Annotated in this window: 32 protein-coding genes; 15 read left to right on the top strand and 17 right to left on the bottom strand. The window is 42.3% G+C overall.

The window, feature by feature from the left end:
* Positions 1-10: 10 nt before the first annotated feature.
* Both FTT89_RS06690 and FTT89_RS06685 read left to right on the top strand, forming a co-directional pair.
* Positions 11-655, top strand: coding sequence for a hypothetical protein (locus tag FTT89_RS06690; protein ID WP_168407350.1), 645 nt, complete (start codon positions 11-13; stop codon positions 653-655).
* Positions 652-1,614 (top strand): M15 family metallopeptidase, encoded by a 963-nt coding sequence (locus FTT89_RS06685; protein WP_075167752.1) that lies wholly within the window; start codon positions 652-654, stop codon positions 1,612-1,614. The genes FTT89_RS06690 and FTT89_RS06685 overlap by 4 nt, the downstream gene beginning before the upstream one ends.
* 14 nt (positions 1,615-1,628) lie before the next feature.
* On the opposite strand, the gene FTT89_RS06680 is transcribed toward FTT89_RS06685, so the two are convergent.
* From FTT89_RS06680 to FTT89_RS06655, 6 genes are all read right to left on the bottom strand, one after another.
* Complete coding sequence (locus FTT89_RS06680) at positions 1,629-2,393, bottom strand: alpha/beta fold hydrolase (RefSeq protein WP_168407351.1); 765 nt, start codon at positions 2,391-2,393, stop codon at positions 1,629-1,631.
* 141 nt (positions 2,394-2,534) lie between these two features.
* Positions 2,535-3,410, bottom strand: a complete 876-nt coding sequence (locus FTT89_RS06675; protein ID WP_168407352.1) for an MBL fold metallo-hydrolase — start codon at positions 3,408-3,410, stop codon at positions 2,535-2,537.
* Complete coding sequence (locus FTT89_RS06670; RefSeq protein ID WP_005177782.1) at positions 3,407-3,829, bottom strand: DUF6691 family protein; 423 nt, start codon at positions 3,827-3,829, stop codon at positions 3,407-3,409. Before FTT89_RS06670 ends, FTT89_RS06675 begins: the two co-directional genes overlap by 4 nt.
* Position 3,830: 1 nt before the next feature.
* Positions 3,831-4,247: a YeeE/YedE family protein gene (locus tag FTT89_RS06665; RefSeq protein WP_075167749.1), complete on the bottom strand. Its 417-nt coding sequence runs from the start codon at positions 4,245-4,247 to the stop codon at positions 3,831-3,833.
* 498 nt (positions 4,248-4,745) lie between these two features.
* Positions 4,746-5,492, bottom strand: coding sequence for a hypothetical protein (locus tag FTT89_RS06660; protein WP_016658159.1), 747 nt, complete (start codon positions 5,490-5,492; stop codon positions 4,746-4,748).
* Between the two features lie 3 nt (positions 5,493-5,495).
* Positions 5,496-5,753, bottom strand: coding sequence for a hypothetical protein (locus tag FTT89_RS06655; protein WP_180006514.1), 258 nt, complete (start codon positions 5,751-5,753; stop codon positions 5,496-5,498).
* Positions 5,754-6,816: 1,063 nt separating this feature from the next.
* Between FTT89_RS06655 and aroQ the strand changes: the two genes are divergently transcribed.
* The 3 genes from aroQ to accC are packed head-to-tail and all read left to right on the top strand — an operon-like array spanning position 6,817 to position 9,093.
* Complete coding sequence (gene aroQ, locus FTT89_RS06650) at positions 6,817-7,272, top strand: type II 3-dehydroquinate dehydratase (protein ID WP_005177772.1); 456 nt, start codon at positions 6,817-6,819, stop codon at positions 7,270-7,272.
* Between the two features lie 16 nt (positions 7,273-7,288).
* Complete coding sequence (gene accB, locus FTT89_RS06645) at positions 7,289-7,711, top strand: acetyl-CoA carboxylase biotin carboxyl carrier protein (protein ID WP_180006515.1); 423 nt, start codon at positions 7,289-7,291, stop codon at positions 7,709-7,711.
* Positions 7,712-7,728: 17 nt separating this feature from the next.
* Positions 7,729-9,093, top strand: a complete 1,365-nt coding sequence (accC, locus tag FTT89_RS06640) for an acetyl-CoA carboxylase biotin carboxylase subunit (RefSeq protein WP_005177767.1) — start codon at positions 7,729-7,731, stop codon at positions 9,091-9,093.
* A 64-nt stretch (positions 9,094-9,157) separates the two neighbouring features.
* Here the strand turns inward: accC and FTT89_RS06635 are convergent, their stop codons facing one another.
* A complete protein-coding gene (locus tag FTT89_RS06635) occupies positions 9,158-9,649 on the bottom strand; it encodes a hypothetical protein (protein WP_171526481.1) in 492 nt (163 codons plus the stop codon).
* A 197-nt stretch (positions 9,650-9,846) separates the two neighbouring features.
* On the opposite strand from FTT89_RS06635, the gene FTT89_RS06630 reads away from it, so the two are divergent.
* Positions 9,847-11,334 (top strand): amidase, encoded by a 1,488-nt coding sequence (locus FTT89_RS06630; RefSeq protein ID WP_016658162.1) that lies wholly within the window; start codon positions 9,847-9,849, stop codon positions 11,332-11,334.
* Between the two features lie 48 nt (positions 11,335-11,382).
* Here FTT89_RS06630 and FTT89_RS06625 read toward each other — a convergent pair whose 3' ends face one another.
* The 3 genes from FTT89_RS06625 to FTT89_RS06615 form a co-directional block, all read right to left on the bottom strand.
* Positions 11,383-12,543, bottom strand: coding sequence for an MFS transporter (locus FTT89_RS06625; protein ID WP_168407354.1), 1,161 nt, complete (start codon positions 12,541-12,543; stop codon positions 11,383-11,385).
* A gap of 278 nt (positions 12,544-12,821) precedes the next feature.
* On the bottom strand, positions 12,822-13,832 hold the full coding sequence (locus FTT89_RS06620) for a hypothetical protein (RefSeq protein WP_168407355.1): 1,011 nt from the start codon (positions 13,830-13,832) through the stop codon (positions 12,822-12,824).
* An 11-nt stretch (positions 13,833-13,843) separates the two neighbouring features.
* Complete coding sequence (locus tag FTT89_RS06615; RefSeq protein ID WP_168407356.1) at positions 13,844-14,359, bottom strand: Panacea domain-containing protein; 516 nt, start codon at positions 14,357-14,359, stop codon at positions 13,844-13,846.
* A 499-nt stretch (positions 14,360-14,858) separates the two neighbouring features.
* On the opposite strand from FTT89_RS06615, the gene FTT89_RS06610 reads away from it, so the two are divergent.
* Together FTT89_RS06610 and FTT89_RS06605 are read left to right on the top strand one after the other, a co-directional pair.
* Positions 14,859-15,473: a LexA family transcriptional regulator gene (locus FTT89_RS06610; protein WP_168407357.1), complete on the top strand. Its 615-nt coding sequence runs from the start codon at positions 14,859-14,861 to the stop codon at positions 15,471-15,473.
* Between the two features lie 22 nt (positions 15,474-15,495).
* Positions 15,496-16,794, top strand: coding sequence for a Y-family DNA polymerase (locus tag FTT89_RS06605; protein WP_104494738.1), 1,299 nt, complete (start codon positions 15,496-15,498; stop codon positions 16,792-16,794).
* On the opposite strand, the gene FTT89_RS06600 is transcribed toward FTT89_RS06605, so the two are convergent.
* The gene (locus tag FTT89_RS06600) at positions 16,781-17,032 is read right to left on the bottom strand and encodes a hypothetical protein (RefSeq protein ID WP_104487555.1); all 252 of its coding nucleotides are present in this window, start codon (positions 17,030-17,032) and stop codon (positions 16,781-16,783) included. The two genes, FTT89_RS06605 and FTT89_RS06600, sit on opposite strands and share 14 nt — an antisense overlap.
* Before the next feature lie 317 nt (positions 17,033-17,349).
* On the opposite strand from FTT89_RS06600, the gene FTT89_RS06595 reads away from it, so the two are divergent.
* The 4 genes from FTT89_RS06595 to FTT89_RS06580 all read left to right on the top strand — a co-directional run bounded on the left by FTT89_RS06595 (position 17,350) and on the right by FTT89_RS06580 (position 19,605).
* Positions 17,350-18,003, top strand: a complete 654-nt coding sequence (locus tag FTT89_RS06595) for a hypothetical protein (protein WP_104487557.1) — start codon at positions 17,350-17,352, stop codon at positions 18,001-18,003.
* Positions 17,972-18,457 (top strand): hypothetical protein, encoded by a 486-nt coding sequence (locus tag FTT89_RS06590; RefSeq protein WP_104487559.1) that lies wholly within the window; start codon positions 17,972-17,974, stop codon positions 18,455-18,457. The genes FTT89_RS06595 and FTT89_RS06590 overlap by 32 nt, the downstream gene beginning before the upstream one ends.
* A gap of 525 nt (positions 18,458-18,982) precedes the next feature.
* Positions 18,983-19,219 carry a DUF2171 domain-containing protein gene (locus FTT89_RS06585; protein ID WP_168407358.1) on the top strand — a complete coding sequence of 79 codons (237 nt, stop codon included), beginning with the start codon at positions 18,983-18,985 and terminating at the stop codon, positions 19,217-19,219.
* A 38-nt stretch (positions 19,220-19,257) separates the two neighbouring features.
* Positions 19,258-19,605, top strand: a complete 348-nt coding sequence (locus FTT89_RS06580; protein WP_104471465.1) for a four-helix bundle copper-binding protein — start codon at positions 19,258-19,260, stop codon at positions 19,603-19,605.
* A gap of 377 nt (positions 19,606-19,982) precedes the next feature.
* On the opposite strand, the gene FTT89_RS06575 is transcribed toward FTT89_RS06580, so the two are convergent.
* The 4 genes from FTT89_RS06575 to FTT89_RS06560 all read right to left on the bottom strand — a co-directional run bounded on the left by FTT89_RS06575 (position 19,983) and on the right by FTT89_RS06560 (position 21,627).
* Positions 19,983-20,219 (bottom strand): hypothetical protein, encoded by a 237-nt coding sequence (locus tag FTT89_RS06575; RefSeq protein WP_005177751.1) that lies wholly within the window; start codon positions 20,217-20,219, stop codon positions 19,983-19,985.
* 402 nt (positions 20,220-20,621) lie between these two features.
* Complete coding sequence (locus tag FTT89_RS06570) at positions 20,622-20,954, bottom strand: hypothetical protein (protein ID WP_160241333.1); 333 nt, start codon at positions 20,952-20,954, stop codon at positions 20,622-20,624.
* A gap of 118 nt (positions 20,955-21,072) precedes the next feature.
* Complete coding sequence (locus tag FTT89_RS06565) at positions 21,073-21,216, bottom strand: hypothetical protein (protein WP_168395233.1); 144 nt, start codon at positions 21,214-21,216, stop codon at positions 21,073-21,075.
* Between the two features lie 177 nt (positions 21,217-21,393).
* On the bottom strand, positions 21,394-21,627 hold the full coding sequence (locus FTT89_RS06560) for a hypothetical protein (RefSeq protein ID WP_005177745.1): 234 nt from the start codon (positions 21,625-21,627) through the stop codon (positions 21,394-21,396).
* 209 nt (positions 21,628-21,836) lie between these two features.
* Between FTT89_RS06560 and FTT89_RS06555 the strand changes: the two genes are divergently transcribed.
* Positions 21,837-22,319 (top strand): CinA family protein, encoded by a 483-nt coding sequence (locus FTT89_RS06555; protein ID WP_005177742.1) that lies wholly within the window; start codon positions 21,837-21,839, stop codon positions 22,317-22,319.
* 74 nt (positions 22,320-22,393) lie between these two features.
* The gene (locus FTT89_RS06550; protein WP_180006517.1) at positions 22,394-23,014 is read left to right on the top strand and encodes an aminotransferase; all 621 of its coding nucleotides are present in this window, start codon (positions 22,394-22,396) and stop codon (positions 23,012-23,014) included.
* Positions 23,015-23,091: 77 nt separating this feature from the next.
* Here the strand turns inward: FTT89_RS06550 and prpC are convergent, their stop codons facing one another.
* Both prpC and prpB read right to left on the bottom strand, forming a co-directional pair.
* The gene (gene prpC / locus FTT89_RS06545) at positions 23,092-24,231 is read right to left on the bottom strand and encodes a 2-methylcitrate synthase (RefSeq protein ID WP_045795691.1); all 1,140 of its coding nucleotides are present in this window, start codon (positions 24,229-24,231) and stop codon (positions 23,092-23,094) included.
* Between the two features lie 4 nt (positions 24,232-24,235).
* Positions 24,236-25,120: a methylisocitrate lyase gene (gene prpB / locus FTT89_RS06540; RefSeq protein WP_016658168.1), complete on the bottom strand. Its 885-nt coding sequence runs from the start codon at positions 25,118-25,120 to the stop codon at positions 24,236-24,238.
* 226 nt (positions 25,121-25,346) lie between these two features.
* On the opposite strand from prpB, the gene FTT89_RS06535 reads away from it, so the two are divergent.
* Positions 25,347-25,997: a TetR/AcrR family transcriptional regulator gene (locus FTT89_RS06535; protein WP_075167741.1), complete on the top strand. Its 651-nt coding sequence runs from the start codon at positions 25,347-25,349 to the stop codon at positions 25,995-25,997.
* The last annotated feature ends 113 nt before the right edge of the window (positions 25,998-26,110 follow it).

Genomic DNA, 26,110 nt, shown 5'->3' with positions numbered 1-26,110 from the left:
TAGATAAAACATGGCAAACGAAAAACAAACTTCATTACGGATTTTACAAAGTAACAAGCCAAAATCGCCGTCGCCACTTTTATATAGTCTGGGCGGTTTTGTGGCGGGGGTCGTGGTCACCGGTTTAGCCGGTTATGCCTATTTTTATGCAGGCCAGCCATCGACAACACTAGCAGAGTCCACTCAGGCAATGGCCGCGCCAGCGGCTACTCCATCGGAACTGCCGGCAGAACTGGAAGAATTAAAAAACCAGATGACCGATCACTCTGGCAGTTTTGACGAGCTCGAAGATGTGCAGGCTGAACATCCGGTTGAGTTTCAGCAACCCAATGATGGTGATTTAAGTAAAATCTTTGCCCATCAACCAGCAAAAGTTGCTGCCCAGCCTGCGCCAAATCAAGCGCGTGTAGCTCCGAACTTTCCGCAAGACATGGCCAGTGCTCCTGCGGCGACAGCAAAACAGCCGCCTGTACCAAAACCAGCTCCAGCACCAGCCAAAGCTGTTCCTGCTAAACCGGCTGCACCGGTCGTGGTACCAATGGCCGCCGTAGAACCAGAAGAAACACCACAGGCCAGTGTCCAAATTTCGGTCACCCGTAAACCGGTAGAAAAAGTTGAAACTGTAAGCGTACAGGACACTGCTATTCATCCATGATTGCGGTTATTTTTATTGCCTTTGTGCTTGTTGCCTGCAGTTTGGCACTGCTATTGTCTTATGAACTGCGGGCTAAGGTATTATCCGGTTTTCAGGCACTTATTCCCAACAGCAAAAAACAGTTGAGCTCGGTGAAAAGTCTGGCTCAACAGTTTAATCATGCGGCTGCAGCAGAACAGACTCAAACCCATTGGCATATTCAGCAATGGTGGATTCTGATTGCCGGATTTTTTCTGTTTTCCAGCATCATTCTGTTTGCCTTTACCCGCCCGATTAGCGCCACCAAAATTGAAGCCGACTATTTAAGGGAAGTTGATCCTCAAGTTTATGCCCTGCTTGAAGGTGAAATGCTGTCGCCACCACCTGAAGTAGAAGAAGCACTGGTTGAAGCCGCCGTGGTTGAGGCCATGCAACTGGAAAATCAGTGGGCGGCTGTGCCAGCTGATCAGCATAGTTATGATCCGGCAGTAGAAGATTTACATGCTCACTCTCATGTCAATCCATCAATTGTCAGCGCTGATCGGAAATGGCACAAGATGAATCCACGTTATAAACAGCGCCTGCTGATGGTGTTTAAAATCATGAAAGAACGCCATGGCTATGAGCTGGTGCTATTGGAGGGTTATCGTAGTCCGGAGCGACAAAACTCGCTGTCCAAAAATAAAAACACCACCCGTGCCCGTGGTTATCAAAGCTATCATCAATTTGGTTTAGCCGCCGATGTGGCCTTTAAACGCAATGGCAAAGTGGTAATTTCCGAGCGTGACCCGTGGGCAATGCGCGGTTATGAACTGTATGGTGAAGTGGCGGAGTCGGTCGGCCTGACCTGGGGTGGCCGCTGGAAATCCATTAAAGATTATGGCCATACCGAATACCGGATGCCAGGCTTAAAGAAAACCCGGGAAATGGCAGAAAAGCTGACCTCGGAAGGTCAGCTGATGGCCAATGCACTCGATTAAAAATAATACCGGGCTTATGCAGATAAAAACAGCTGGATTTTATCGACCACTTCAGCAGTTTTCTCTGCATGCAGCCAATGGCCAGCATTTTCAACAGTTTCAATGCTGGCCTGACTGAACTGCTGTTCAATGGCAGCATAGTGTTCCGGTTTAGATAAATACGGAGATGCACCGCCACGAATAAATAAACTTGGCACATCCACCTGAACTGGCTGCCAAGATAAAATTTTCGAATAAGATGCATAAAGCGCATCGACATTAAATAACCACTGCCCTTTACTAAACGATTTCATCAGAAACTGAATCACCGCATCTTCACGCAAATGCTGCTGCATAATCTGGGTGGCATCCTGGCGTGATTCTACTTGTGCTTTTTTGACGGCAAATAGCGCATCAAACACCTGATCATGATGATTTTCCTGATAGGCAAATGGCGTCATGTCCAGCACTACCAGTTTTTCTACCCGCTCTGGTGCAAGGTCAGCCAGTTGCATGGCAATTTTTCCGCCCATGGAATGGCCAATCACGATAAATTTTTGTACCTGAATCGCATCCAGGGTTTCCAGTACATCTTGCGCCATCTCGGTATAGCTCATGCTCTGGCAATGTTCCGATTTTCCGTGGTTACGCACATCAATCTGAATGACCGGATAACGTTCCTGTAACGCACGTGCCAGCATACCTAAATTACTCAAGCTGCCAAATAAACCATGAATAAGAACAACCGGAATGTCGGTGCTTGATAGATGTTGTTGTGAAGTCTGGAAATTGAGCAGCATTTTTGATTCCTTGTATGCATCGGTTTTGGCTATCTCGATATTATAGGATAAGTGTTTTATTAAAATTGTATTTTTGCTTAGGCTATTTTGTATCGGTTCAAAAATATCGGCCAGTTGCACGAAAGCATTGGCCGATCCAGTTTATTTGTTGAAATAATTGAGTGGCAGTTTCAGATAGCGCGTGCCATTGGCTTCCGGTTCAGGGAAATGTCCGGCCACCATATTGATCTGAATGGCAGGCAGAATCAGTTTTGGCATCGACAAGCCGGCATCACGGCGATTACGCATTTCTACAAACTCAGCTTTTTGCGTGCCATCGTGAATATGGATATTCTCGGCTTTTTGCTGCTGGATACTGGTTTCGTGTATAAAGACCTCACGCCCTTCAGGCAGATAGTCATGACATAAAAATACCCGTGTCTGTGCTGGCAACTTATACAGTTTTTGCACAGAATCAAACAGTTGCTCTGCACTACCCTTCGGGAAATCGCAGCGTGCAGTACCATAATCCGGCATAAACAAGGTATCGCCGACAAAGACTGCATCACCAATCACATAGCTTAAACAGGCCGGTGTATGCCCTGGTGTTGGAATATTGTAGGCCGTTAATTCACCAATACTGAATTGCTCATGATCATCAAACAGATAATCAAAGGCTTGATGCGCATTCAGATATTTCAAATTCAGATTATAAATACGGCCAAACGTATCCTGCACCACAATAATCTTGTTGCTGATGGCAATTTTTCCACCCAGCTTTTCTTTTAAATACTGGGCTGCGGTCAGATGATCTGCATGCACATGGGTTTCTAAAATCCACTCAACGCTTAGGCTATTTTGCTGAATATAGCTAATGATTGCGTCTGCACCTTCAGTCGAGGTAGATGCTGAAGCCGCATCATAATTCAAGACGCTATCAATAATTGCACATTGCTGCGTGGCTGGATCGGTCACTACATAGCTGAATGTATTGGTCTCTTTGTCAAAAAAATGTTGTACAACTGGCGTAGCGGTCATGATTTTTTCCCTAAAAGTCGATGATGGAGATACATGCCATACATCATCGCAGCAATAAAGTACAGCGCCTGATAATAGCCCAAACCAATTAACGTAAAGCTAGGTGCAGGACAAATGCCGGCAATTCCCCAGCCAATCCCAAACAAAGCGCTGCCGATAATCAGTTTAGAATCTAGCTGATTTTGCCGCGGTAACTCAATGGCCTCATGATACACCGTCTTAGGTTCGGCCTGACGTACTGCCTTTTGAAACGGAATAAAAGCCACGGCGATGGCACCCATCATCACAAAAGCCAGACTGGCATCCCAATCGCCGAAAATATCCAGAAAACCTAGTACTTTTTCCGGATTGGACATACCCGAAATCATCAGGCCCAATGAAAATAATCCGCCAAATAGAAACGCCCAGATATTTTTCATTTTAGAATGCTCCTGTGATATGGCGGATGACATACACTGTCAATACGCCCGTCAGCATAAAGGTCAAGGTCGCTACCATCGAACGTTTGGATAAACGGCTGATTCCACAAATACCATGACCACTGGTACAACCCGAACCTAAACGGGTCCCAAAACCAACCAGGATACCGGCCACCACCATCATGAGTGGACTGGCGTCAAGTTCAATCTGTGGCTGCTGCCAGATTCCATAAATAAACGGCGTAATAAACAGTCCCAATAAAAACCACAGCGCGGGTGTTTTAAAGATGGTGCTTGGCTGCATCACCTGCGCCAGCAAGCCGCTAATCCCTGCGATTCGTCCGTTCACATATAAATAGCCGACCACGGCGGCCCCTAATAAAAGACCACCTAAAAACGCAATCAGGAAATCATGCATCGCCATACACCCAAAACATTATATTTTTTTATAATATATAAAATATCAATAAATAGCTATCCTTTCTTACAAAGAGCTAACCATCCTCCCCCCTTCCTTTATTCTGGCTTTTGCGTTGTCATTTGCTGATTAAGGAGAGTATTGCTTAGGCTATTTCTAGATTATAAGAATAAGAATGAAGGGCTTAAAAATAAAGGAAGTAAAAAAAAAGCTTCCACTGACTAGAGGCTTAGCGCGGCCAGCACATCTCTAAAAATAGGACTTGGATAAAGACTATTTTAGTTTAATAAACCGCCTTACAGGTCGTAAATGGAAAACAGTTTGCTAGAAAAATCATGTGAATTAATTAGCTGATCTTGATAGTTGGGCAAATCCCCCGAATATATCCTCGGGGAATTTTGTACTTCGGCAGAATATTATGTAGTTTGGCTTTAATTTCTTGGCGTTTTAAAGCTGCTGATCAGAAATAGAGATGAGTACCCATCCAAGTGAACTGACTTACTCAAAAGCATTTAAAACTTTCTCTACAAACCACTCTGGCAACACCTGCGCCTCGGGATTTATTTTTAACAGTTCGGCATTTTCAATTTCGGCCAGGAAAGATGCAGCTTGACCATCCGTTGAGTTATCAAAAAAGTAGGTTCGGTCTGTGGCATCCACCGCCTGCATTAATAAATCCATACTGCGGTAGTAACGCTGTTTAATCTTCTGTTCAGGCACGCCATGCCCGCCCTTCTCTACGCGATACTGCACCCGCGCAATATTAATCAGCGGATCAACCGTGGAAACATAGTACAGATAGGTTTTAAATCCGTGGCGTTTTGCCTCATGTAAAAATTCTACCTTGGAAATATGCGACATCACTGTTTCAAAGGTAAAACTCACCTTTAAACGTAAAAACTCCAGGCGAATATAATCAATAATACGCGCGCATAAATAGGAGTCGATTTCCGCAGGATCAAACTGTACGCAGCTTGCACTAATCAGTACCGGTGGCTGACGTAATAAAGGCACCCATGTATTTGCCTGCGGTCGTTGTTTTTGTTCTAGAAAGGAAATTAACGCAGCTGCATTCAATGCCCGATGATAATGGTCCAAATGCAAAACTGCAGAGTGTTTAAGCTGATATTCGAGTTCATCTGCATTTAAATATGCCCCAATATGATGGGGCAACAAATATTCCTTAATGGTACTTTTTCCTGAACCATTCGGACCTGCAAACATCCTGATGCGGGGTTGTGGCATAAATTAGTGAACGGTCTGTAATTTCTTTTTACGTGTCAAGGTTTTTCGAAGATGCTGCGCACTACGATAAGCCGCAGATACATCCTTCATTACGCTTTCCTGACCATTCGGCTGGCGCTGTACCAGTTGCTGATCTTTCACATACACCACAGTTGAAGACGCACATGCCTGCTTAAAAGCATCACGGAATGCGTGAATCGCCAGTTTTGGAATCATATCATCCTCCACCTTGCCTGCTTTCATAATCGTATAAGCTGTCATTGGACAACTCCTGTTCACACTGTGTGTAATATGTCTTTATCTTAGCACATCAGGGCTATTTGTCTATTTATACAGCATTTCGCCGATACAAGGTTGTCACAGACTGAATTAGATAGATCTGCCTTATTTAGGCTAAATTAAGATATTCGTCGCTTTTAAGAAGATTTCCCCTTAATAAAGCAATACTGTTATTTTTTAATTCTAAAATCAAGGCCCTACTCGCCAAATCAGTTTAGGCAATACGTGAACTATCAAATTTTGCCAACCTTGCCTGAACGGCTTTCGTACAGAAAGACACGAAACTGTCTTTTTCAATGAAAGAATTGGTCAATGACTTCCTGAAAATAAATCCAACACTTTTGAATCCACTCTACTCTAATTCTCTTCACAATGACTGTTCATAATCAGGATTGCTCATCTCTTGTTAGCGTCTTAACTTATTCCCATACACCCTCTATCTGAAAGATCAGCCCAACTATTAAGCACATGCTAAACTGATCTAAACAGCACGCTAATGACTAATCGAATTACTATATCCCAAGCACAAAATAAAGATAAATATTTGTAATTCAATAATAAATAAAGATATCAACACGGTAGTTTAAAGCCAGATAAAACAGAATCTATAGCGGCAACCTCTCAGCAGATATATTGAATGGTATAAATTTTAAAACGCGGCCAATTCAATATAGAAATCAGGAGGAGGATAAAAACTCCCCAAATTCAGGGATAGCATTCCGGGGGAAATCCAGAGATAAAACCGGATGCACATGCAGGCCATCTACTTGGGCTTAAACTCATCAAACTATTTTGCGGCAAACCTGTGAATGGTTTTGGTCAATTCTCATTACAATGTAAAAAACCGTAATTTCGTGCAAATTTGGAATCTTTTAACATTGCGAATTGTATGCAAAGTTTGCATGATATAGCCATATTTTGCGACATGCTTTTCACGTAAATTTAAAGAAATTATAAAAAAAATGTGGAATTTCATGCCATAATAAGCAAACTTTGCAGACATCTTGCAAAGACTATTTGCAACTTATTAATTGGAGCAGGCTGGATGAGTTCAACCATTTTGGTTATTCATGGACCGAATTTAAATTTGCTAGGAAAGCGAGAACCTGAGGTTTATGGACACCTTACCCTTGAGGATATAAATCAGCAGCTCATGACACAAGCGCAAAATGCATCATTTTCGCTAGAAACTTTCCAGAGTAACTGGGAAGGTGCCATTGTCGACCGAATTCATCAGGCAGGTCAAGAAGGCGTTCAATTCATCATTATTAATCCTGCAGCCCTGACCCATACCTCAGTCGCAGTACGTGATGCACTTCTTGGCGTTGCCATCCCGTTTATTGAAGTCCATCTGTCTAACGTGCATGCACGTGAAGCATTTAGACATCATTCATATTTGTCCGATAAAGCTGTAGGCGTGATCTGCGGATTGGGTGCAAAAGGCTATGCTGCTGCACTTGACTACGTTATCGAAAAAATTCAACTCACTTCGCAATCTTAATTAGGAATACTGTCTCATGGATATCCGTAAAATCAAGAAACTCATCGACCTGATGATTGAATCTGACTTACAAGCGATTGAAGTTAAAGAAGGCGATCAGGCGATTGCGCTTACTCGTCGCAGTCCAGTAGTAGCGGCAGCGGTTCCAGCAATGCCTGCACCAGCAGCAGATCTGCCATCAACACCGAAATCTTCTCCACGTGGCGCAGTTGAAACTTCTCCAATGGTTGGTGTGTTCTATGCAGCACCAAGCCCAGGTGAAGCACCTTTTGTGAAAATCGGTCAAACCGTTTCTGCAGGTGAAACCTTAGGTATTATCGAAGCCATGAAAATCATGAACCCGATTGAAGCGACTCAAAGCGGCGTGATTGAAGAAATTCTAGTTAAAAATGGTGAAGTGATTCAGTTTGGTCAACCACTCTTCCGCTACCGCGCTTAAGACCACGGGGACTCACAATGTTGCAAAAAGTTTTAATTGCAAACCGTGGTGAGATTGCGCTTCGCATCACCCGGGCCTGCAAAACTTTAGGAATCAAAACTGTCGGTATCTATTCCGATGCCGATAAAGACCTGATGCATTTACGTTTCTGTGATGAAGCCGTGTGTATCGGTCCGGGCGCGAGCAGCGACAGTTATCTGAATATTCCTGCGATTATTACCGCAGCGGAAATTACCGGTGCTGATGCCATTCACCCGGGTTATGGTTTCCTGTCTGAAAATGCGGAATTTGCCGAAATTGTAGAAAGCTCAGGCTTTATCTTTATTGGTCCGCGTCCAGAACACATCCGCTTAATGGGGAACAAGGTTTCTGCCATTACCGCCATGCGTAAAGCCGGCGTACCGACGGTACCAGGTTCTGCCCATGCAGTAACACCACAAAATGCCCTGGCTGAAGCCAAAGAAATCGGCTTTCCACTGATTGTTAAAGCAGCTGCCGGTGGTGGTGGTCGTGGTATGCGTATTGTTGAACGTGTCGATACCCTGCTGGAATCGGTACAAGCGGCGCAGCGTGATGCGGAAATGTGGTTTGGTGATGATACGGTCTATATGGAACGTTTCCTGCAAAAGCCTCGTCACGTTGAAGTGCAAGTACTGGGCGATGGTAACGGCCATGCCATCCATCTGTATGACCGTGACTGCTCTTTACAGCGTCGCCATCAAAAAGTTCTGGAAGAAGCACCAGCACCAAACCTGCCAGAGCAAGCACGTGCAGATATTTTAGAAGCCTGTGTCAACGCCTGTAAGATGATGCAGTATCGCGGTGCCGGTACTTTCGAGTTCCTGTTTGAAGATGGCGAGTTCTTCTTTATCGAGATGAACACCCGTGTTCAGGTAGAACACCCGGTAACTGAAATGGTCACAGGTATTGATATTATTGAACAACAACTGCGCGTTGCCGGTGGTTTAGGCCTCGACATTCAGCAGGAAGATGTTCAGGTGAAAGGTCATGCCATTGAATGCCGTATCAATGCGGAAGATCCATCAACCTTCCTGCCATCACCAGGCAAGATTGAAAACTTCTACGCGTCTGGTGGTGCCGGTATCCGCTTAGATTCACATATCTATCCGGGCTATAGCATTCCGCCTTATTACGACTCGATGATCGCTAAACTGATTGCGCATGGTAAAGACCGTAGCACCAGTATTGCGCGCATGCGTCAGGCGCTGGATGAAATGATTTTGACCGGTGTGAAAACCAATATTCCATTACATAAAGATCTGATCTTGCAAGATGAAAACTTCTGCAAACAGGCAATGGATATTCACTACCTGGAGAAGCATTTGTTAAAGCAGCTTGAAGGTGCTAACAAGGAAGCCTGAGTGTTTCCTTGTGAAAATAAAAAAACCGCTGATTTCAGCGGTTTTTTATGGCTGAATTTCAGCTTTAAGGCAAAACACGGCGCAAAGTGGCAAAGCACTGTTCGGCTTTTTCATTACTACAGAAATGAATAGTATGCGGGTTTTTCCATTGCACAAAATATTGTGAAATCTCCCCGGTCTGATCTTCCTGATAACCGGAACAATCGACCTCATTATTGTCATATTTAATTTGCATGATTAAGGCAGGTAAACTGCTGGCCGGATCTTCTGCCGGCTGATAGTCATAGATGCCAGACGACCATTCCTGACCGCTTTTGATAATGACATCGTTATCACCCCGAAAATTATAATATTCAATACATTTGCGGTTATTTGGAATTTCCATGCCCCACAATCCCACAATTTCAGGACGGGTAATGACACGAATGGTATTGGCATTGACAGGCGCTTTTGCAGCGGTTGCGGCAGCACTATTTGTTGTTGTCGTTTTTGTTTCATTGGCCATCACGGCAGTGCAACATACTAACATTAAACTGGTGAGATAAAGTTTTTTCATACATTGATTCAATGATATAAAGTACCCGCTAACGTTAGCATATTTTTTGCAATAAACTTAGTGCATAAACATAACTCAACAATTTTTTTAAGCCCCAAAATCGCTAATTTTTACTGTTTAAATTTTAATCTCGCCTTGCAACTTTGCGTAAAATCTCTTACAACAGTTTCTGACAATTTATATTTTCAGGATTGAAAATGAAGTTACAAGAATATTTAAAATATGATGGTCTGGGGCTGGCCGAATTAGTGGCAAAAAAAGAAATTCAGGCATCGGAACTGCTGGAACTGGCCGTACAACGCGCCGAACAAAGCAAAAGCCTGAATGCAATTATTATTCCGATGCATGAACATGCCCAGCAACGCGTACAAGGACCATTGTCTGGTCCATTTGCTGGGGTACCCTTTCTGGTCAAAGACCTGTTTCAGGAATATGCGGGCTACCCAACTTCTTATGGCTGTCAAGGCTTAAAAAGAATGGGCTATATTCCCGAAACAAACGCTGAAATTGTCAATCGTTGGGAACAGGCCGGAATTGTGACTTTTGGCCGTACTAACACTCCTGAATTTGGGATTAAAGGCATTACCGAACCGGATGCTTGGGGCAGCTGTAAAAACCCGTGGCATTTAAAACATAATAGTGGAGGCTCATCGGGTGGTTCTGCGGCTGCTGTGGCCGCCGGTATTGTGCCACTGGCCGGTGCCGGCGATGGCGGTGGCTCGATTCGTATTCCTGCCTCTTATTGCGGCTTGTTCGGTTTAAAGCCGAGTCGTGGCCGTACCCCATGGGGACCGTCCATGAGTGAAGCCATGCACGGCGCTGCCATTCAGCATGTGTTGACGCGCAGTGTCCGGGATAGCGCTGCCATGCTTGATGCAACCCACGGCGAAGAACACAGCTCTTTATTTAAGATTCAGCGCCCGGAAGGTCAATATCTGCAGCTGATGCAGCAAGCACCAAAAAAACTGAAAATTGCGTTTAGCACCCGCTCTCCAATTGGCACCGCTGTATCTAAAGATGCTATTCAGGCGATTGAGCACACTGTAAAACTCTTAACCAGCCTTGGGCATGAAGTAATTGAAGATCAGCCGGCTATTGATGGCATGCAACTAGCCAAAGATTTTATTACCACCTGGTTTAGTCAGTTCTCTTATATGCTCAGCCAGATTCGCGCACAGTATCCTTCACGTGATGATGATTTCGAGCTGGACTCACTGGCGCTGGCTGCATTTGGTGCCAAAACCTCTGCGCTGGACTATATTCACAACCTGAATAACTGGGGCGTTTATACCACGCAAATGAACCAGTTCTTTGACCGTTATGATTTATATCTGACCCCAGCCACAGCCTCGGTAGCTCCCCAGAATGGCGAAGTTAAAACGCCAGCCTGGCAAAAACCGGTGTTAAAAGCCTTGTTGAAAGTCGGACAGGCGCATCTGTTAACCCAAGGCAAACTGGTCGATCAGATTGTACGGGAAAACCTGAAATGGGTACCTTTTACCCAGCTGGCCAATATTACCGGCTTACCGGCGATGTCTGTGCCACTGTACTGGAATAAACAGCACTTGCCTTTAGGTTCTCAGTTTATTGCACCTTTTGCTCGTGAAGATGTATTACTACAACTGGCTGCACAACTGGAACAGGCTCAGCCGTGGTTCCCGCAATATCAGCACATCAAAATTTAAAGACTTGAATAGCCTGATTCAACAGCCGGTCGATATGACCGGCTTTTTCTACGCCTGTTTTTGTAGCTGTTTCGGTAAACCAAAGACCAGTAACAAACCCAGTAATGTAGATAAGCCAGCCCAGATAAAGACCGTTTGCCCTGAAAAAATATCCCAATAATAACCAGCCAAAATACTTCCCAACGCCACACCCATACCCCACATAGTGCTATAGATAGCTTGCCCTCGTCCTTGCTGACCCAAGCTGAAATTCTGAAAAATCACCCGCATCGCAATCACATGGAATAAGCCAAAACTAAAGGCATGGATGGTCTGGGCAAAAAACTGGGCGATAAAACTGTCAGGTACCAAACCAACAACAATCCAGCGTAAACCAGTCAGCAGCAAACAGGCCATCACCAGCGTTCGCCATGACCAGCGCGACAGGAAAAAGGTTGCATAAGCAAACATGATAATTTCTGCAATCACGCCTACTGACCACAACAAACCAATTATTGAAGTACTAAAACCAGCCTGACTCAGATAATTGCTATAAAAACTGTAAAACGGCGCATGCGAAAATAGCAGAATAAACTCAATGAGGAAAAAACAGGCCACTACAGGCCGTTTTAACACTGGCCACAAAGGCTCCAGCTGTTTTTGGGAACTTGGTGCAGCGCTGGGTTCTTTAATACTAAAAGACCAGATAAATGCCAGAAACGCGATACATAGCAACAATACCGGCAGCATGGAGATTAGTATAATTTCCAGCAAGGCACCGATACCAAATACCGCAACAATAAAACCGACCGATCCCCATTTACGCACCTTGCCATACAGCTGTTCACGTTGATCGCCCAGCCAGAATAAAGTCACCCCTTCAAACTGGGCCAAAATGGCATTCTGGAAAAAGCTAAAAATTAGCATCAGCAACGCGACTGACTGAAAACTATTCGGAATGATAAACAGCATGAACCAGATACAGGCTTCCATCCAGGTGGCAATACGCACCAGCAACATGCGTTTACCGGATTTATCGGCAATCCATCCCCAAACAAAAGGGGCAAAAAACCGGGTGATAATTGCAATGGAAGACAGAATCCCGATTTCCTGATAATTGAAGCCCTGATCTTCCAGATACAGGCTCCAAAATGGCATAAATGTGCCAACAATGGCGTAGTAGAAAAAGTAGAATCCACTTAGTTTGTGTCGAATTGGAATAGGTTGCATTAGCTTGCATATCCTTGCATTTTCAATAACTTAAAATATTCAAAGGTTGCATAGCATTGCATAAGTTTATCCTTGATTGCAGTTCAACTGTCTACAAATCAGTCTACAAACTTTAAAAAAATATTTTTCCTAATTTTTTGTAGACCGCAGCATAAGACACAGATATTCTTAATTTTATGATTAAATTTGATGAAAAGCACGTTGCATTAAGTGAAGTGATGGATTGATGGGGTTCTTAGGTGGTTTATGTCGCACTTCAAGTGTTACTCTGCCTACTATCAATTCTCCGTTTTTTCCTCTTTATTTTCTTCCCTTGCATCCTCTTTAATCTTATTGGTTACAGTTAGTTTTTTAACTTCTGTTGTCTCAACAGTTTCTGACGGTTTTTTATTATTAGAATCTACACTTGGTGGCGTGGCAGCAACTATTTTAGTGGTAGTTTCATTAGTAACGGTAAATAAATTCTCCTTATTTACGTTGTACATACCAACCAAACTTATTATTAAAATTACCAGGAATGAAGAAACCGACTTGCTATAAAAATCCCATGAAAAAGGATTGTACAACCGACACTTATAAGTGTTGTGTACAGCATCATTTTTATTCTGGGTCTCTAATGCCCTTTTTAAGTTACTCATTGAGTTAATCCATTTAACCAACATATTCAATAATGTCAGTAAACAGATCATCAACAGTGAAATAATAAAGGTTAAATACGGCCACCTAGAATTTACTTCTAATAGTTTTACAGTGGAGCCAATTAGGTTCACTCCACCAAAGAGCGTGAAAATAATTGAAGCAAATATACCCAGAATAGTCACAAAATTTGTAACCATTCCACTAGACATATCTTTTGCTTTTTTAGCTTGTTTTCTCGCAAATTCAGCCTGTTTTTGAGCAATATCTGCTACTCTTTTTGCCTCTTTTGCGGAGTTGAGCATAAAATTCTTTTGAATTAAGGCGAGCTCAATGTGTAAAGCAAATTTTTCATAACAAGCAATTGCATGTTCTAGTTTGGTGCTTAAATTATATAAACCAAACGTATTCTTAATTTCTTCAGTTACAGTTGTTATAAACCCATTAAATGTATCTGATTTAATTTCACTTAATTGATCGTTAAAAACTAAGACTGAAATATCTTTATAAGGTAGGTTATAAAATGTTTCGTCAGCAGCCTTTGTTACATAAACATCTACTAACAAACTAAACATTGCAGCAGTTTCTTCAACAACTGCTTTCCTATTAAATTCATCTGGTCTTAAATGCCTTTCTACAAAGGCATTCAGCACGTGATTTGTACTCATTTATCATTAATCGTCTTTGCGGACATTAATTCAGAATCTGAATAAGTAAGTTCAATGCCTTTCATGATTTCTGACTCAAAGGCCTTCCATGCCTCCTCGTCATGTGTGCGCTCGACAAGATCAAAAGCTTTCCAAGGTAAATAATGCTTTATAACAGGCTCTGCGACAGACTTAAACTCGGTGTCCCCATTTAATATATGAGCATCAAAATCCTTACGAGAAAAACCCATTTCACCCATTTCTAAGATTGCTTTTGGTTTGGCAATATGATGGAAACCTGAAGATTTGAACTCATGATAAACATCTTTAACCACTGGCCCATACTGCCATTTTTGAAAATCTTCACTAAATAATCGCTTTCCAGATTTTTTAAAATACTCGGAAGCAATATAATATAAAATCTTTTGCAGTTTTAATGGACTCAGTGAGTAGATAGATACATTATTCGGTTCATGGTTTGCATACCAAACAATATAGTTAGCAACATCCATCGCAGTATATTTATTATTCATATTCACCTCCAAAATTAACACTCAAATCAACAAAACCTAGATCAAAAAATCGAAGGATCAACATTGTCGGAATTCGGTGAAGGTGCTCATAATCTTCTCAATATCAAATATTTATGGTCAAAAAAAGACAGATCGGAACTTGTTGTTCGTCATACTGCCTGTCGCTCTATTTAATAACATATACCGCAAATATGCAATACTGTGGAACATAATTGTTTCACAGGCGTATAAGTACAATCATTTGCTAACTATCAATAAAGACAGATTTATGCTTAAAAATCAGAAGGAATTTTTTAATGAAATCAAAGATGTTGGTGGATTGGTATAATCATGCGAAATTTAAGACCAAAAGCCCTCACTTAGAGGGCTTATGCCCCTCCTCTGCAACTAGCTAAGGAAAAATAAATATAAATTTCAAAAGTTGAAAATCTCTGCCAACTATCTGTATCCTATAAATAGCTTTTAACTTCCAAACACGCCCAGTAGCGTAGGAGTTTTTATGTCTAAGAAGTTGCCAATCTACTTCTCGGATGACGCATGGTCATCCCTTCAAAAAATAATGGGCCCTGAAGGTAAGCCCAGCCCCACAATCAATGCTCTCCTGGAGCATATTAAGCTGCTTGACGATCATGGCTTTCAATCTGTTTCAGCACGAACCAGTATCTCTATTCCTGTCGCTTTAGAGTCGATCCCAACCGGATTCCCATCGCCGGCTCAGGACTATGTTGATAAAACCATTGATTTGAACGAGCACCTGATCTCCAATCCAAACGCCACATTCCTAAATGTAATTCGTACAACCTCGATGGTGAATGTCGGTCTTGAATACGGCGATGTGGTGATCGTCGACCGCAGCAAAGAGGCCAAACATTGCAGTATTGTGGTTGCGCTTATTGATAATAAAGACCTGACGATCAAGCGCTTAATGATCACTGCCAAGATGTCTAAAAGCGAGATTGTTGAGTACTTTGGTGAGAACTACAAGCCAGAAGATTTACCCGAAGCCTGGCTAAAAGCAGAAAGCCCAGATTACGACAGTATCTATTTAAAAGATGGCCAGACCTTTGAAGTTTTAGCCGTAGTGACCTGGAACTTAAAGAACCTCACTGTATAAACCCCACATAAGAAGAATAACCATGAAATCCGCAAATCGTGTATTTGCGCTCGTTGACGTGAATAACTGTTACGTCAGCTGTGAGCGCGTGTTTAACCCTGCCCTAAATGATAAGCCGGTCATCGTGCTGTCCAATAATGATGGATGTGCAGTCGCCCGGAGCCAGGAAGCAAAAGACCTCGGGATAAAAATGGGTGCCCCCCTATTCCAGATTAAAGACATTGTTGAGCGACATAATGTTCAAGTTCTTTCCAGCAACTATGCTCTATATGCAGAGATGAGCCGGCGGTTTCACTCCATCCTTTCTGATTTTGTGGGCCCGGGTGAACAAGAGGTTTACTCAATTGATGAGTGCTTTCTAGAGCTGACGGCGTATGCCAATACTTTTGATCTCGCACGCTATGCACAGCAAATGCGTACTCGTATTTGGCGCTGGCTTGGATTGCCGGTGTGTGTAGGCATCGGCAGAACAAAGACTGAAGCAAAGATTGCCAATCATATTGCAAAGAAGAATTTTTACTTAAAAGGCGTATGTGATTTAGTCAGCATAGATTCAACGGTTAAAGAGCTCATGCTTCAAGAGATTGATGTATCTGAAGTGTGGGGTGTGGGCCGGAAGCATGCCAAAAAGTTGGCCGATATGAATATTCACACTGTATTCGACCTTGCCAATACCGACCCGCGCTATATAAAAAAATTGTTCTCTATCGTTATGGCCAGAACCGTAGCTGAGCTGCAGGGAACGTCATGTATTGAAATCGAACACACCCCGCCGAGTAAAAAACAGATCGTTGCAAGCAGATCCTTTGGAGCAAAAGTTACAGAACTGGCCGATCTAAAAGAAGCCATATCTATGTATGCCCAAGATGCTTGTTCAAGATTAAGAGATGAAAACCTGTTGTGCGGTTGCATCACAGCTTTTGTGCAATCAAATCCCTTCGATCCCAATGTGCCCTTTTACCACAATGCATATACGTCAACATTTTCGCAGCCGACTGATTGTGTACTTGATCTTGTTGATAGGTCCGTCCAGATACTGAATCTGTTGTATAGAAAGGATGTAAAGTTTAAAAAATGTGGGGTTATTTTGACTGCGCTTGAGCCAAAGTCTAGCCATACCTATGACTTGCTGACCGATATGCAGGAAATTGAAAGGAAAGAGAATCTAATGCAAGCGCTCGAAGGCGTGCATAAAAAATATGGGAAGAAGAAAATTGCAGTGGGGAGCTGCTTTATACCTGGTCGGAGCTGGTCCATGAGCCGCGACAAGTTAAGCAAGAACCCGTTCAAATGGAGTGAAATGCTGTCTATTGATAAGTAGATTGTCGACTTTGAGCAAAATAACCTTCACACCCTTTTATGAAGTCACTGCTGACATTAGGTAGATCTGGGAATTCAGTATTCGCTAAGCTACACTCTTCCGCTGACTTCAGCTGATTTTCATAAGCAAAGGGCTCACCACGCTCAAAGTCTTTAGGTGCTTCATTCTTTTTGAAGAGTGCGAGTGATAAAGTGGCGGCGATGGCAATCCCAAGGACTGCATAGAATATGTTTTTCATTATTATTTTTCTTGAATTGAAAGCTGATACTTTACTGTGAAATTATGAAAAATAAAGTACAAGCCGATGAATGAGGCCCTCACCAGGGGGCTTTCAATTCACACACTGCACGCATACCGTAACGTGAACTTTTGTCGAGATCGAATGAGCTGTGCAGCCTGATAGCATGCACAGCGTTAAAAAACTTAAATAAACCTACTTTTACTTAAATTACAGCCAGTTAGTTTAAAAAAATATGGAATATACAGTAAATTTATTTGAGTATTAATATTTTATGAGTATATTGCATTTACGAAATTATCATCAGATTTGAATATATGGCAATGAATATAAAAAATTTTTTACTATTAGGGATATTGGGATTTTTAACTGGATGTCAGGTTGTAGAAACTGCAGATGATAAAAAATCTGTTTCTATGCTACCACTGTATATTCCTAAAGAAGCGCGTTATTTAAATACTCCATCGAATGCACCCACCTCTGAAAAGTTGACGGCATATACAAATCAACTCGTTAGCCAAGAGCAAAAATATGCAACGATAAAAACTATTCCTTATACATTTTTTCAGGGTTCTGGCTCCCTTAGTGCGTACCCATATACCGTTTATACCTTTGATGGAAAACGCGTAAGATTTGTTGAGAATTCAATCATCAGCCCTTCTACCACAATGACTCGATTTGATTACTCTCAAGCAAAATTAAAACTACCGGTTGGTCAACATGACATTGTTTTTGTTAGCGGAATAGGTAACCATAGTTATTTCACTGAAATTAAAAATATAACCTTGGAAGAAAATAAAGATTATGTGATTGGTGTTGATCGTATTCCAGGCAGCAAGCCAAGAGTATTTATTGCTGAATATGAAGTGGATTCAAGATTTAAATCAAACGATCCAGACTCTATTGTAATTAAAAAACGAATTGTTGAAGGTGTTGAGCATGCAAATCTCAAAAGTGTCAAAGTATATTAAAGAAACAGCTACTTTCGGATTATTGGCATCCTTAGTCCTATTACAGGGCTGCGTAAAAATGATCTTGCCGACTTCTGAAAGTGAATTAATCTCTAAGTCAATTGGCAAAGGTGGGTCAATAGATGTTCCATTGGGATATGTAGATGCTTATACGAATTTAAAGCAAGCGTATTTAAGATGTGAGCAGGTAAAAACTGCGAATTCATATGTATTAGTTGATGCAAATTTAGATCGGGAAAAAAATCTTGCCATTTTTTTTGGTAAAGCACCTTATGGCACCTATTTGTTTAAAACAACTATCACGCCATCTGATGCTAACAATTCTAAGCTTACTCTTCATTTGATGAAAGCTCAGCTATTAACAGAAAAAGCCAATCAAAATTTACTTCAAAAGCGTTTGGAGCGAGATAGACTACGTGCTTTAGGCCAAGACACTAAATGCAATAAAGATTAATTTTTCAAGCCAAGCATTATATTAAAGTTTTAAAAAAGCTGTGAACCCCAAGGTTGCACAGCAGTAAAATCTTAATTGCACTTTTCATAATCAATCAGCACTTTGGCCACGGCTTTTGCAGCAACCGGCTTTGTTGCACAAAGATTTCATAACTATATGATTTTAAAAGTTTTGATTATTTTTTGATCCAAAATTAAATTTATTTAAATCAGATGCTTACATATTTATGCAACAAAGCCCCTGAAAAGTATGATTTCGAGCGATAAATAAATATCGGTTTTAAATCAAAATAAATCAGGCAGTTTATCCACTTAAACTGTCTGATATAAATAGGACAATCCTGTCATAAATAAAATACTTTTGTATATAAATAAAACCCACGCCTCTCTTTATTCTATTTAAAAGCATGTAACCGTTTAATACGACGTGAATATCTGCCGCTGATTTGTATCGCTTTTATTGCTTTTCATCTTTTGTACGATAGCTTGCATTAGAGTGAAAAAATCCTGTTCTTGAGGCAGCAGTATGGCCAAGTTTCGTCATCATGTGCAACAACATGCGGAGGTCTTTACCGCTAACGGCGTTCATCTGGGCCAAATTGAACAGTTTCTGGATTTTGATCGAATCCAATTAAGTCAGGATGCCGAAGGCAAAGCACATCTGATCCCGCTATCGTGGGTGGGTGATATTTGTGAGCAGCGTATAATCCTGATTAAAAACCTGCAAGAAGTACAAGAAACCTGGATTGAAATACCGCAATAAATTTTGACATCAACCGGACTTTATTCGAGGATCTGCTTATGAATCAGCTGCCACATCTTTCATCCGTTCAACAATCTTCGCTTTCAATACAGGCCTGTCTGGAATGCATTGTTGCTTGTCAACGCTGCGCAGATGCCTGTTTACACGAAGAACATGTGCAGATGATGCGAACCTGCATCCAGCGCTGTTTGGACTGTGTTGAAACCTGCAAACTCTGTGTTACCTTTGAAGTTCGCAACTCGGAGCTACATCATTTAGCCATGGACCTGTGTGCCAAAGCCTGTGAACTGTGTGCCGAAGAATGTGGCCAGCATGAAGATGAACATTGTCAAAACTGTGCCCGCGCCTGTCGTGCCTGCGCAGAAGCCTGTCAGATTGAAGGTTAATATGGTTTAACGAATCTCAACTGGAAAATAAAAACCACCCGAAGGTGGTTTTTATTTTTAAAAGAGCACGACTCTGGTTTGCCCTAATAAGTAAATCAGACAGGTGATAATACATGAAGCACTCACCAGAACCGTAATATCTAAAGACCGTCGTGTATTCACTTTCATATCCATACTCCTTTCTTATTATTGTTCTGTTCTTATACCAATAAATAGTGATATGACCAATTGCATTATATTACAAAAGCTCACCTATTTATAATATACATCCCCTACATGTATATAAATCCAGAATACTTGGTAATTTATATTAAATTTATATCACCAAAATTAGCAAAAAATAACATTTACTTTTTTTATCTATTTAAAAATACGGATTATTCTTTTTCCACAAAACTTAATTCATACTCATCTTGGGTCACTTTTAGCTTGATTCCACGATAACGGCGCTTGTCCGGATCGAGTGCAGAATCTCGGACTTCCTTGGAAAAACGCATATCATGCATAAAATGCGCATACAATTTATAGCCCAAACGTAGTTTTTTCGGTTTCTTGCCCTCTTTTAGGCACTTATCAATGGCCTGATTTAAAAACTCCAAGCTGACATCGTTCATCTGCTTTAACCTCACTTTAACCTTTATTCATTAGTTTTAAATATAAGTAGCAAAAGTTTCATTTTTAAGAATATAGAAAAAATAATATATAGATATATAATATAAAAAATATCAGTTATTTAGCTTTGCTCGATTTTTACCATTGTTTAAAATATTTTAATAAATTACATTTCTATTAAAATCCAGGCAAAAAAAGAGTCCATACGAGGGATGTATGGACTCAAACTCATAAAGAGAAAAGTCAAGAGAAAATAAGAATTTACAGCGCATATTTCCTGATTAAAATTGTCCTATTTTCCTGGATTTCCAGCATTGGCAAAAGCTTCCATTTTTTATTTTTTTTAAACGATAAGTCATATTTTTCAAAGTAATTTCAAAACGTTACTTATCACATTTTATTGACTAAGGTGCTGGCGTTAGCTGATAACCCAAGCCTTGCGCCGCACCCAGTTGTGTTGCCGAAATGGTAAAGATGGCAGTCTGGCCGGTACTGGCACCACATACGGTAATATGTACCAGACCATCATGCCCGAGTGCTTCATTATAAACTTCTATCCCGGCCTGCTGCAGTTGCTCTTTCAGCTGCTGTAAACGCACTTTGGGATCATCCCCCTCACACTGCTTTAAACCTAAGGACTTGGTCACATCTACCTGTTGTGCTGGTGTAGAAGGTACGCTTTGACATGCCATCAGCGTACAACTGGCAAACATGCCAAATAATAAACCGATCTTCATCTTGCATCTCCTTGATCAAACTGCTGCGAGCTCTGCGCTATACTGATGCTTCCTGCCCTGCAACACGTTTGATTGAACTATGAGAAATTAGGAGCTGATGGATAAACATCCCCCAGACTTAGCGCTGTACGGCGGTATCCTGTTTATCTCTTGGATGTTGTGGATGCGGATTCTTTTTATTTGGAATCACTTGTGAATCGGTCTTGGGCTGAGGTTGCTGTTGCTGGGTCTTTTCATTCGAGTTTTTTTCTGGTTTAGCCATCATCGACTCCTGTCTTTATTGTTGTGTTGAACTGTTTTTATTGTTCATGATTTAAGACAGCCGCGCTGTATGGCTTTGGTCAATATTTCAGCTTTCTTGTTAATTCAGGCTTTGTTCTTGCAACAGTTTTTAAAAATAAGGTAGATAAAAAAAGCCGCCCGCAGGCGACTTTCCGTGTTATGCCACAGTCACGACTTTGACAATAATACGTTGTAGGTTTTCTGGCTCTGCTGCATTCTGGACGCGTTTCAGTTCTTTACTAATCACTTTAAACTGATGGTTCTGATAAGAAATTACTTCAGGAATCTGGTCAAAATATAAAGCATCGGCCTGTAATTCTTCCTGGAAAAGTAAGGTTCCTAACTGGTAGTCGAGGTCTTTTAAGACCATATATTTCACAATCGTTTTCATTGTATTAACCTACTTTCACTAAGCACTTTATTTTTAGTTTTACCATTCTTTTGCAGCAGAATAAACCGATAATTTCGAGTTTCGCCTAACTGCTATACAATTGAAACCGGAACGCGCTATCTTTAGCGCTAAATGCCTGAATCAGCAACAAGATTGAGGCTGATCTCGCTTAAAATCGCTTGGAAAAGAAGAAGAAATGGAGATTCATCATGCTGAAACGCTGCTGTGATGCGCTGGAACAACAGCAACTGACCATTGCCTTTATTGAAAGTGCCAGTTCAGGCTATTTATGCAGCCAGTTTTCAATTTATAAAAATAGCGGCGCAGATATTTTACTCGGGGCGCTGGTCAGCTATGACCCAAGTATTAAAGCCAACCTGTTACAGATTGATCCGGCACTGATTGCGCATTACACGGCGGAGTCTGCGGAAATTACCGCGCAGATGGCCTTGCATGGCCAGGCTCTGTTTAAACAGGCCAATATTGTGGTGGCCTGTACCGGCTTGCTAAAACCCGGTGGCAGCGCCTCTGCAGAGAAACCCGAAGGCACTTTTTATATTGCCATTCACTATCAGCAGCAATTGCATAATTTTCATTATCTGCTCGATGGCAGCCCGATTGAACGGCTGGATCAGCTGACCCAATTGGTAGCACAGGAAGTATTGGCGCTTATTTTATCTTCACCCGCCTAGATACACTGTTTCTCATCTTTTCTCCATGATTTTGGCTTAAAGTAAAACCATATCCTGTAATGTGGAGTCGAAGTATGAAACTGATTCAACCATTATTATTTTCTGCTTTAGCCTGTCTGCCCATCATCAGTTCTGCCACCGTCGGCGGCCAGCAACGGATTGAAGTGCTGGGCTATGACCAGAAAGATCAAAAAGTCTATCTGCTGCGCCATTATGAAGATGGCCGTGGCCGTTTGCCGCAGCTGTATTATTACAACTTTAAATCTAAACAGCCGAATCAGCTGGTTCAGGTCAATTCGCTGTATATTAACCCCAAAACCAAAAAGATTGACTATGACCAGCAGCCTACCCGCTTTAATGCCGAGTTGGCCAAAATTAAAAACCGCCTAAACCCCTTAACCAAGCTTAGAACGCAACAGGCACAAATTAAGGTTTTGCACAGTAGCAAACGTCGTGCCGACTGGATTAATGGTACGGAACCAGTGCCGCAGTGGCAGTATTGCTATCGGGTTGATGCGGGGAACTTCCGCAGTACCGTCCAGCAAGCCACCAGTTATAAGCAAGGCTTGAACATTCACCAGGCCTATAACATCCCGCAGCAGTCCAAAATGCTGGTGACTGTGAAATATTTAGGCATTCCGTTTGAAATGGGCTATCCGATTGAAGATCCGGTTCTACTCAGCAATTCTCAATAACAGCAAAAATGGAGCGAAAAAAATATAGCAGCAAAAAATAAAGCCTCAGATGAGGCTTTATTCAAGTACACGGCAGATTAAGCCGCCGAAGTACGCTCTGCAATTGGCACCACTTTACGCAGTTCTGGACCGGTATAATCCGCACTTGGACGGATAATACGGTTATCTGCACGCTGTTCCATCACATGCGCCGCCCAACCGGTCACACGCGACATCACAAAGATTGGCGTGAACAGCTTGGTCGGAATACCCATAAAGTGATAGGCCGAAGCATGGAAGAAGTCTGCGTTACAGAACAGTTTTTTCTCGCGCCACATCACTTCTTCACAGCGGACCGATACCGGATAAAGCACAGTATCACCCACATCTTTGGCCAGACGCTCTGACCAGACTTTAATAATGCCATTACGCGGGTCATTGTCCTTATAAATAGCATGACCAAAGCCCATGATTTTCTCTTTACGCTCCAGCATGCCCAGCATTTCACGCTCAGCTTCTTCTGGAGAGGTCCAGTTTTCAATCATTTCCATGGCCGCTTCATTGGCACCGCCATGCAGTGGACCACGCAGTGAACCAATCGCGCCGGTAATACATGAATGCATATCAGACAAGGTTGATGCACACACGCGTGCAGTAAAGGTGGATGCGTTAAACTCATGCTCTGCATACAGAATTAATGACACGTTCATCACCTGTTCATGCAGCTCATTTGGTTTTTCACCACGTAACAGATGCAGGAATTGCGCGCCAATTGAATCATCATCGGTGTTTTCATCAACACGTACGCCGTCATGGCTAAAACGGTACCAGTAACAGATAATGCCCGGTAAAGCGGCCAGAATACGGTCAGCAACATCTTGCTGTACATCAAACGACTGTTCGGTTTCCAGATTGCCAAGCATCGACACGCCGGTACGCATTACATCCATGGGATGTGAATCGGCCGGAATACGCTCCAGTACTTCTTTTAGTGCATCTGGTAACTGACGTAAAGATTTCAGCTTGGCTTTATAGCTGGTTAGCTGTTCGGTGGTAGGTAATTCACCAAAGAAGATCAGATAAGCGACTTCCTCAAACTGGCAGTTTTCTGCCAGATCCTGCACGTCATAACCACGATAGGTCAGACCCGCACCGCTTTTTCCAACCGTCGATAATGCGGTTTTCCCTGCGACTTGTCCGCGCAATCCAGCGCCAGTCAGTACTTTTCCTTCAGCCATTGTTTTAATTCTCCTGCTTGAACAGTTTATCTAATGTGTTTTCAAAGGTGTGGTAATCTAAAAATTCATATAATTCTTTGCGTTGCTGCATTTTATCCAGCACATGGGTTTGTGTGCCATGCTCACGAATCGACTGCATCACTTCCAGCGCTGCTTTTTGCATTGCACGTGTTGCCGACAATGGATATAACACCATACGCACGCCCTGCTCAGCTAGTTCATCAGTGGTGTAATACGGCGTATCACCAAATTCGGTAATGTTGGCCAGTACCGGTACACCGACTGCATCACAAACAGTTTTGTACATGGTAATGTCGGTCATGGCTTCTGCAAAAATGGCATCTGCACCTGCCTCGACACAGGCACAGGCCCGGTCAATCACCGCCTGCAAACCTTCTTTTTGCAAGGCATCGGTACGCGCCATCACCACAAAGTTGGGATCAGTTTTGGCATCGACTGCCGCTTTAATACGATCCACCATTTCCTGCTGGGTCACAATTTCCTTGTTCGGACGATGGCCACAGCGTTTTTGCGCCACCTGATCTTCAATATGCACCGCAGCAGCACCTGCTGCAATCATTTGCTTGATGGTACGGCCAATATTAAATGCACCGCCCCAGCCGGTATCAATATCCACCAGCACAGGTGTATCGACACGTTCTGTAATACGGCGTACATCTTCCAGGACATTATCGAGGCTGGTCATGCCCAAATCCGGCAAACCGTAGGAATAATTGGCGACACCTGCACCCGATACATAAATGGCTTTATAGCCGACCTGTTTTGCCATCATGGCTGCATAGGCATTGACTGTACCGATAATTTGTAAGGGCTTTTCCGTGTCCAGCGCCTGTCTGAATCTTAAGCCTGCAGATGTTTGTTCTGTCATCGTCCTTTCCACAGTAGTTTCTAATTATTGAGGCTTGAGTATACTCAGAATCTTTGCCTAAACCATGACCAATTAGAATAAAGTCCCTAAAACTTTAGTCAAATATTCAAGTAAATCTGTAAGAAAAAAGTCAATACATTTCCGTCTACGCTATTCCATGCCAAGCGGTCATATATTTGCTACAATTATATTTATTCCTTACCAATTGGCGGCCTGCTCCCTGATTATGCATGATTTGGCTCAGTTAGAACCCTTTAGCAAAGATGTCCCTCCGACCAAGCGTGGGCATGAACGCTGTCTGGCTTTATTATTGAGCGCCAATGACCTGTTTCTGGAACATGGCTACGATGCTGTCTCGCTGGATGATATCGTGCATCATGCCGGTGGTTCCAAGGCCTTTATCTATAAATATTTTGGCAATAAAGAAGGCCTGTTTACCGCCATTTGTGATTATCGTGCGGAAAAGTTCTTTAAAGACATTTGCTTACCCTTTGAATCTTTTGAGGGTGATTTACGGGCTTATTTAATTCATACACTAGATAACTTTAAAAGCCATTTAAGTGTGCCGGCCAATTCTGCCTTTTTAAGGTTAATTTTGGAGCGCACCCAGCACAATGTGGAACTGGCACGTTATATCTATGAACAAGGCCCCAAGCATTTGCAAACTTCCATTGCACATGCGCTGGATCATGCCGCCGCCCAGGGTCTGATTCGCTGTGAGAATTCACTTTATTCAGCGCAGCTGTTCTTTGGCATTCTGCGTAATCTGGAATGGCGGATTTTAATGGGCTTGCCTGTTCAGGATGACCCGCAAACCACAGATGACTATATTCATTACTGTGTCGATCACTTTCTGCAAGGTCACCAAATCGTCTAGTTTTTTGCAATTTCGATTCAATATAGTATATTAGCCGATTCCCTATTTTATTTAACCAACCAACAACTAATTGTTGTTTTGATTTCAATTTCAGCAATTATTGTGGAGTAACG

It is taken from the genome of Acinetobacter sp. YH01025 (assembly GCF_013420185.1).
Taxonomy (GTDB): Bacteria; Pseudomonadota; Gammaproteobacteria; order Pseudomonadales; family Moraxellaceae; genus Acinetobacter; species Acinetobacter indicus.
This window is presented reverse-complemented; position numbering and strand designations above follow the sequence as displayed.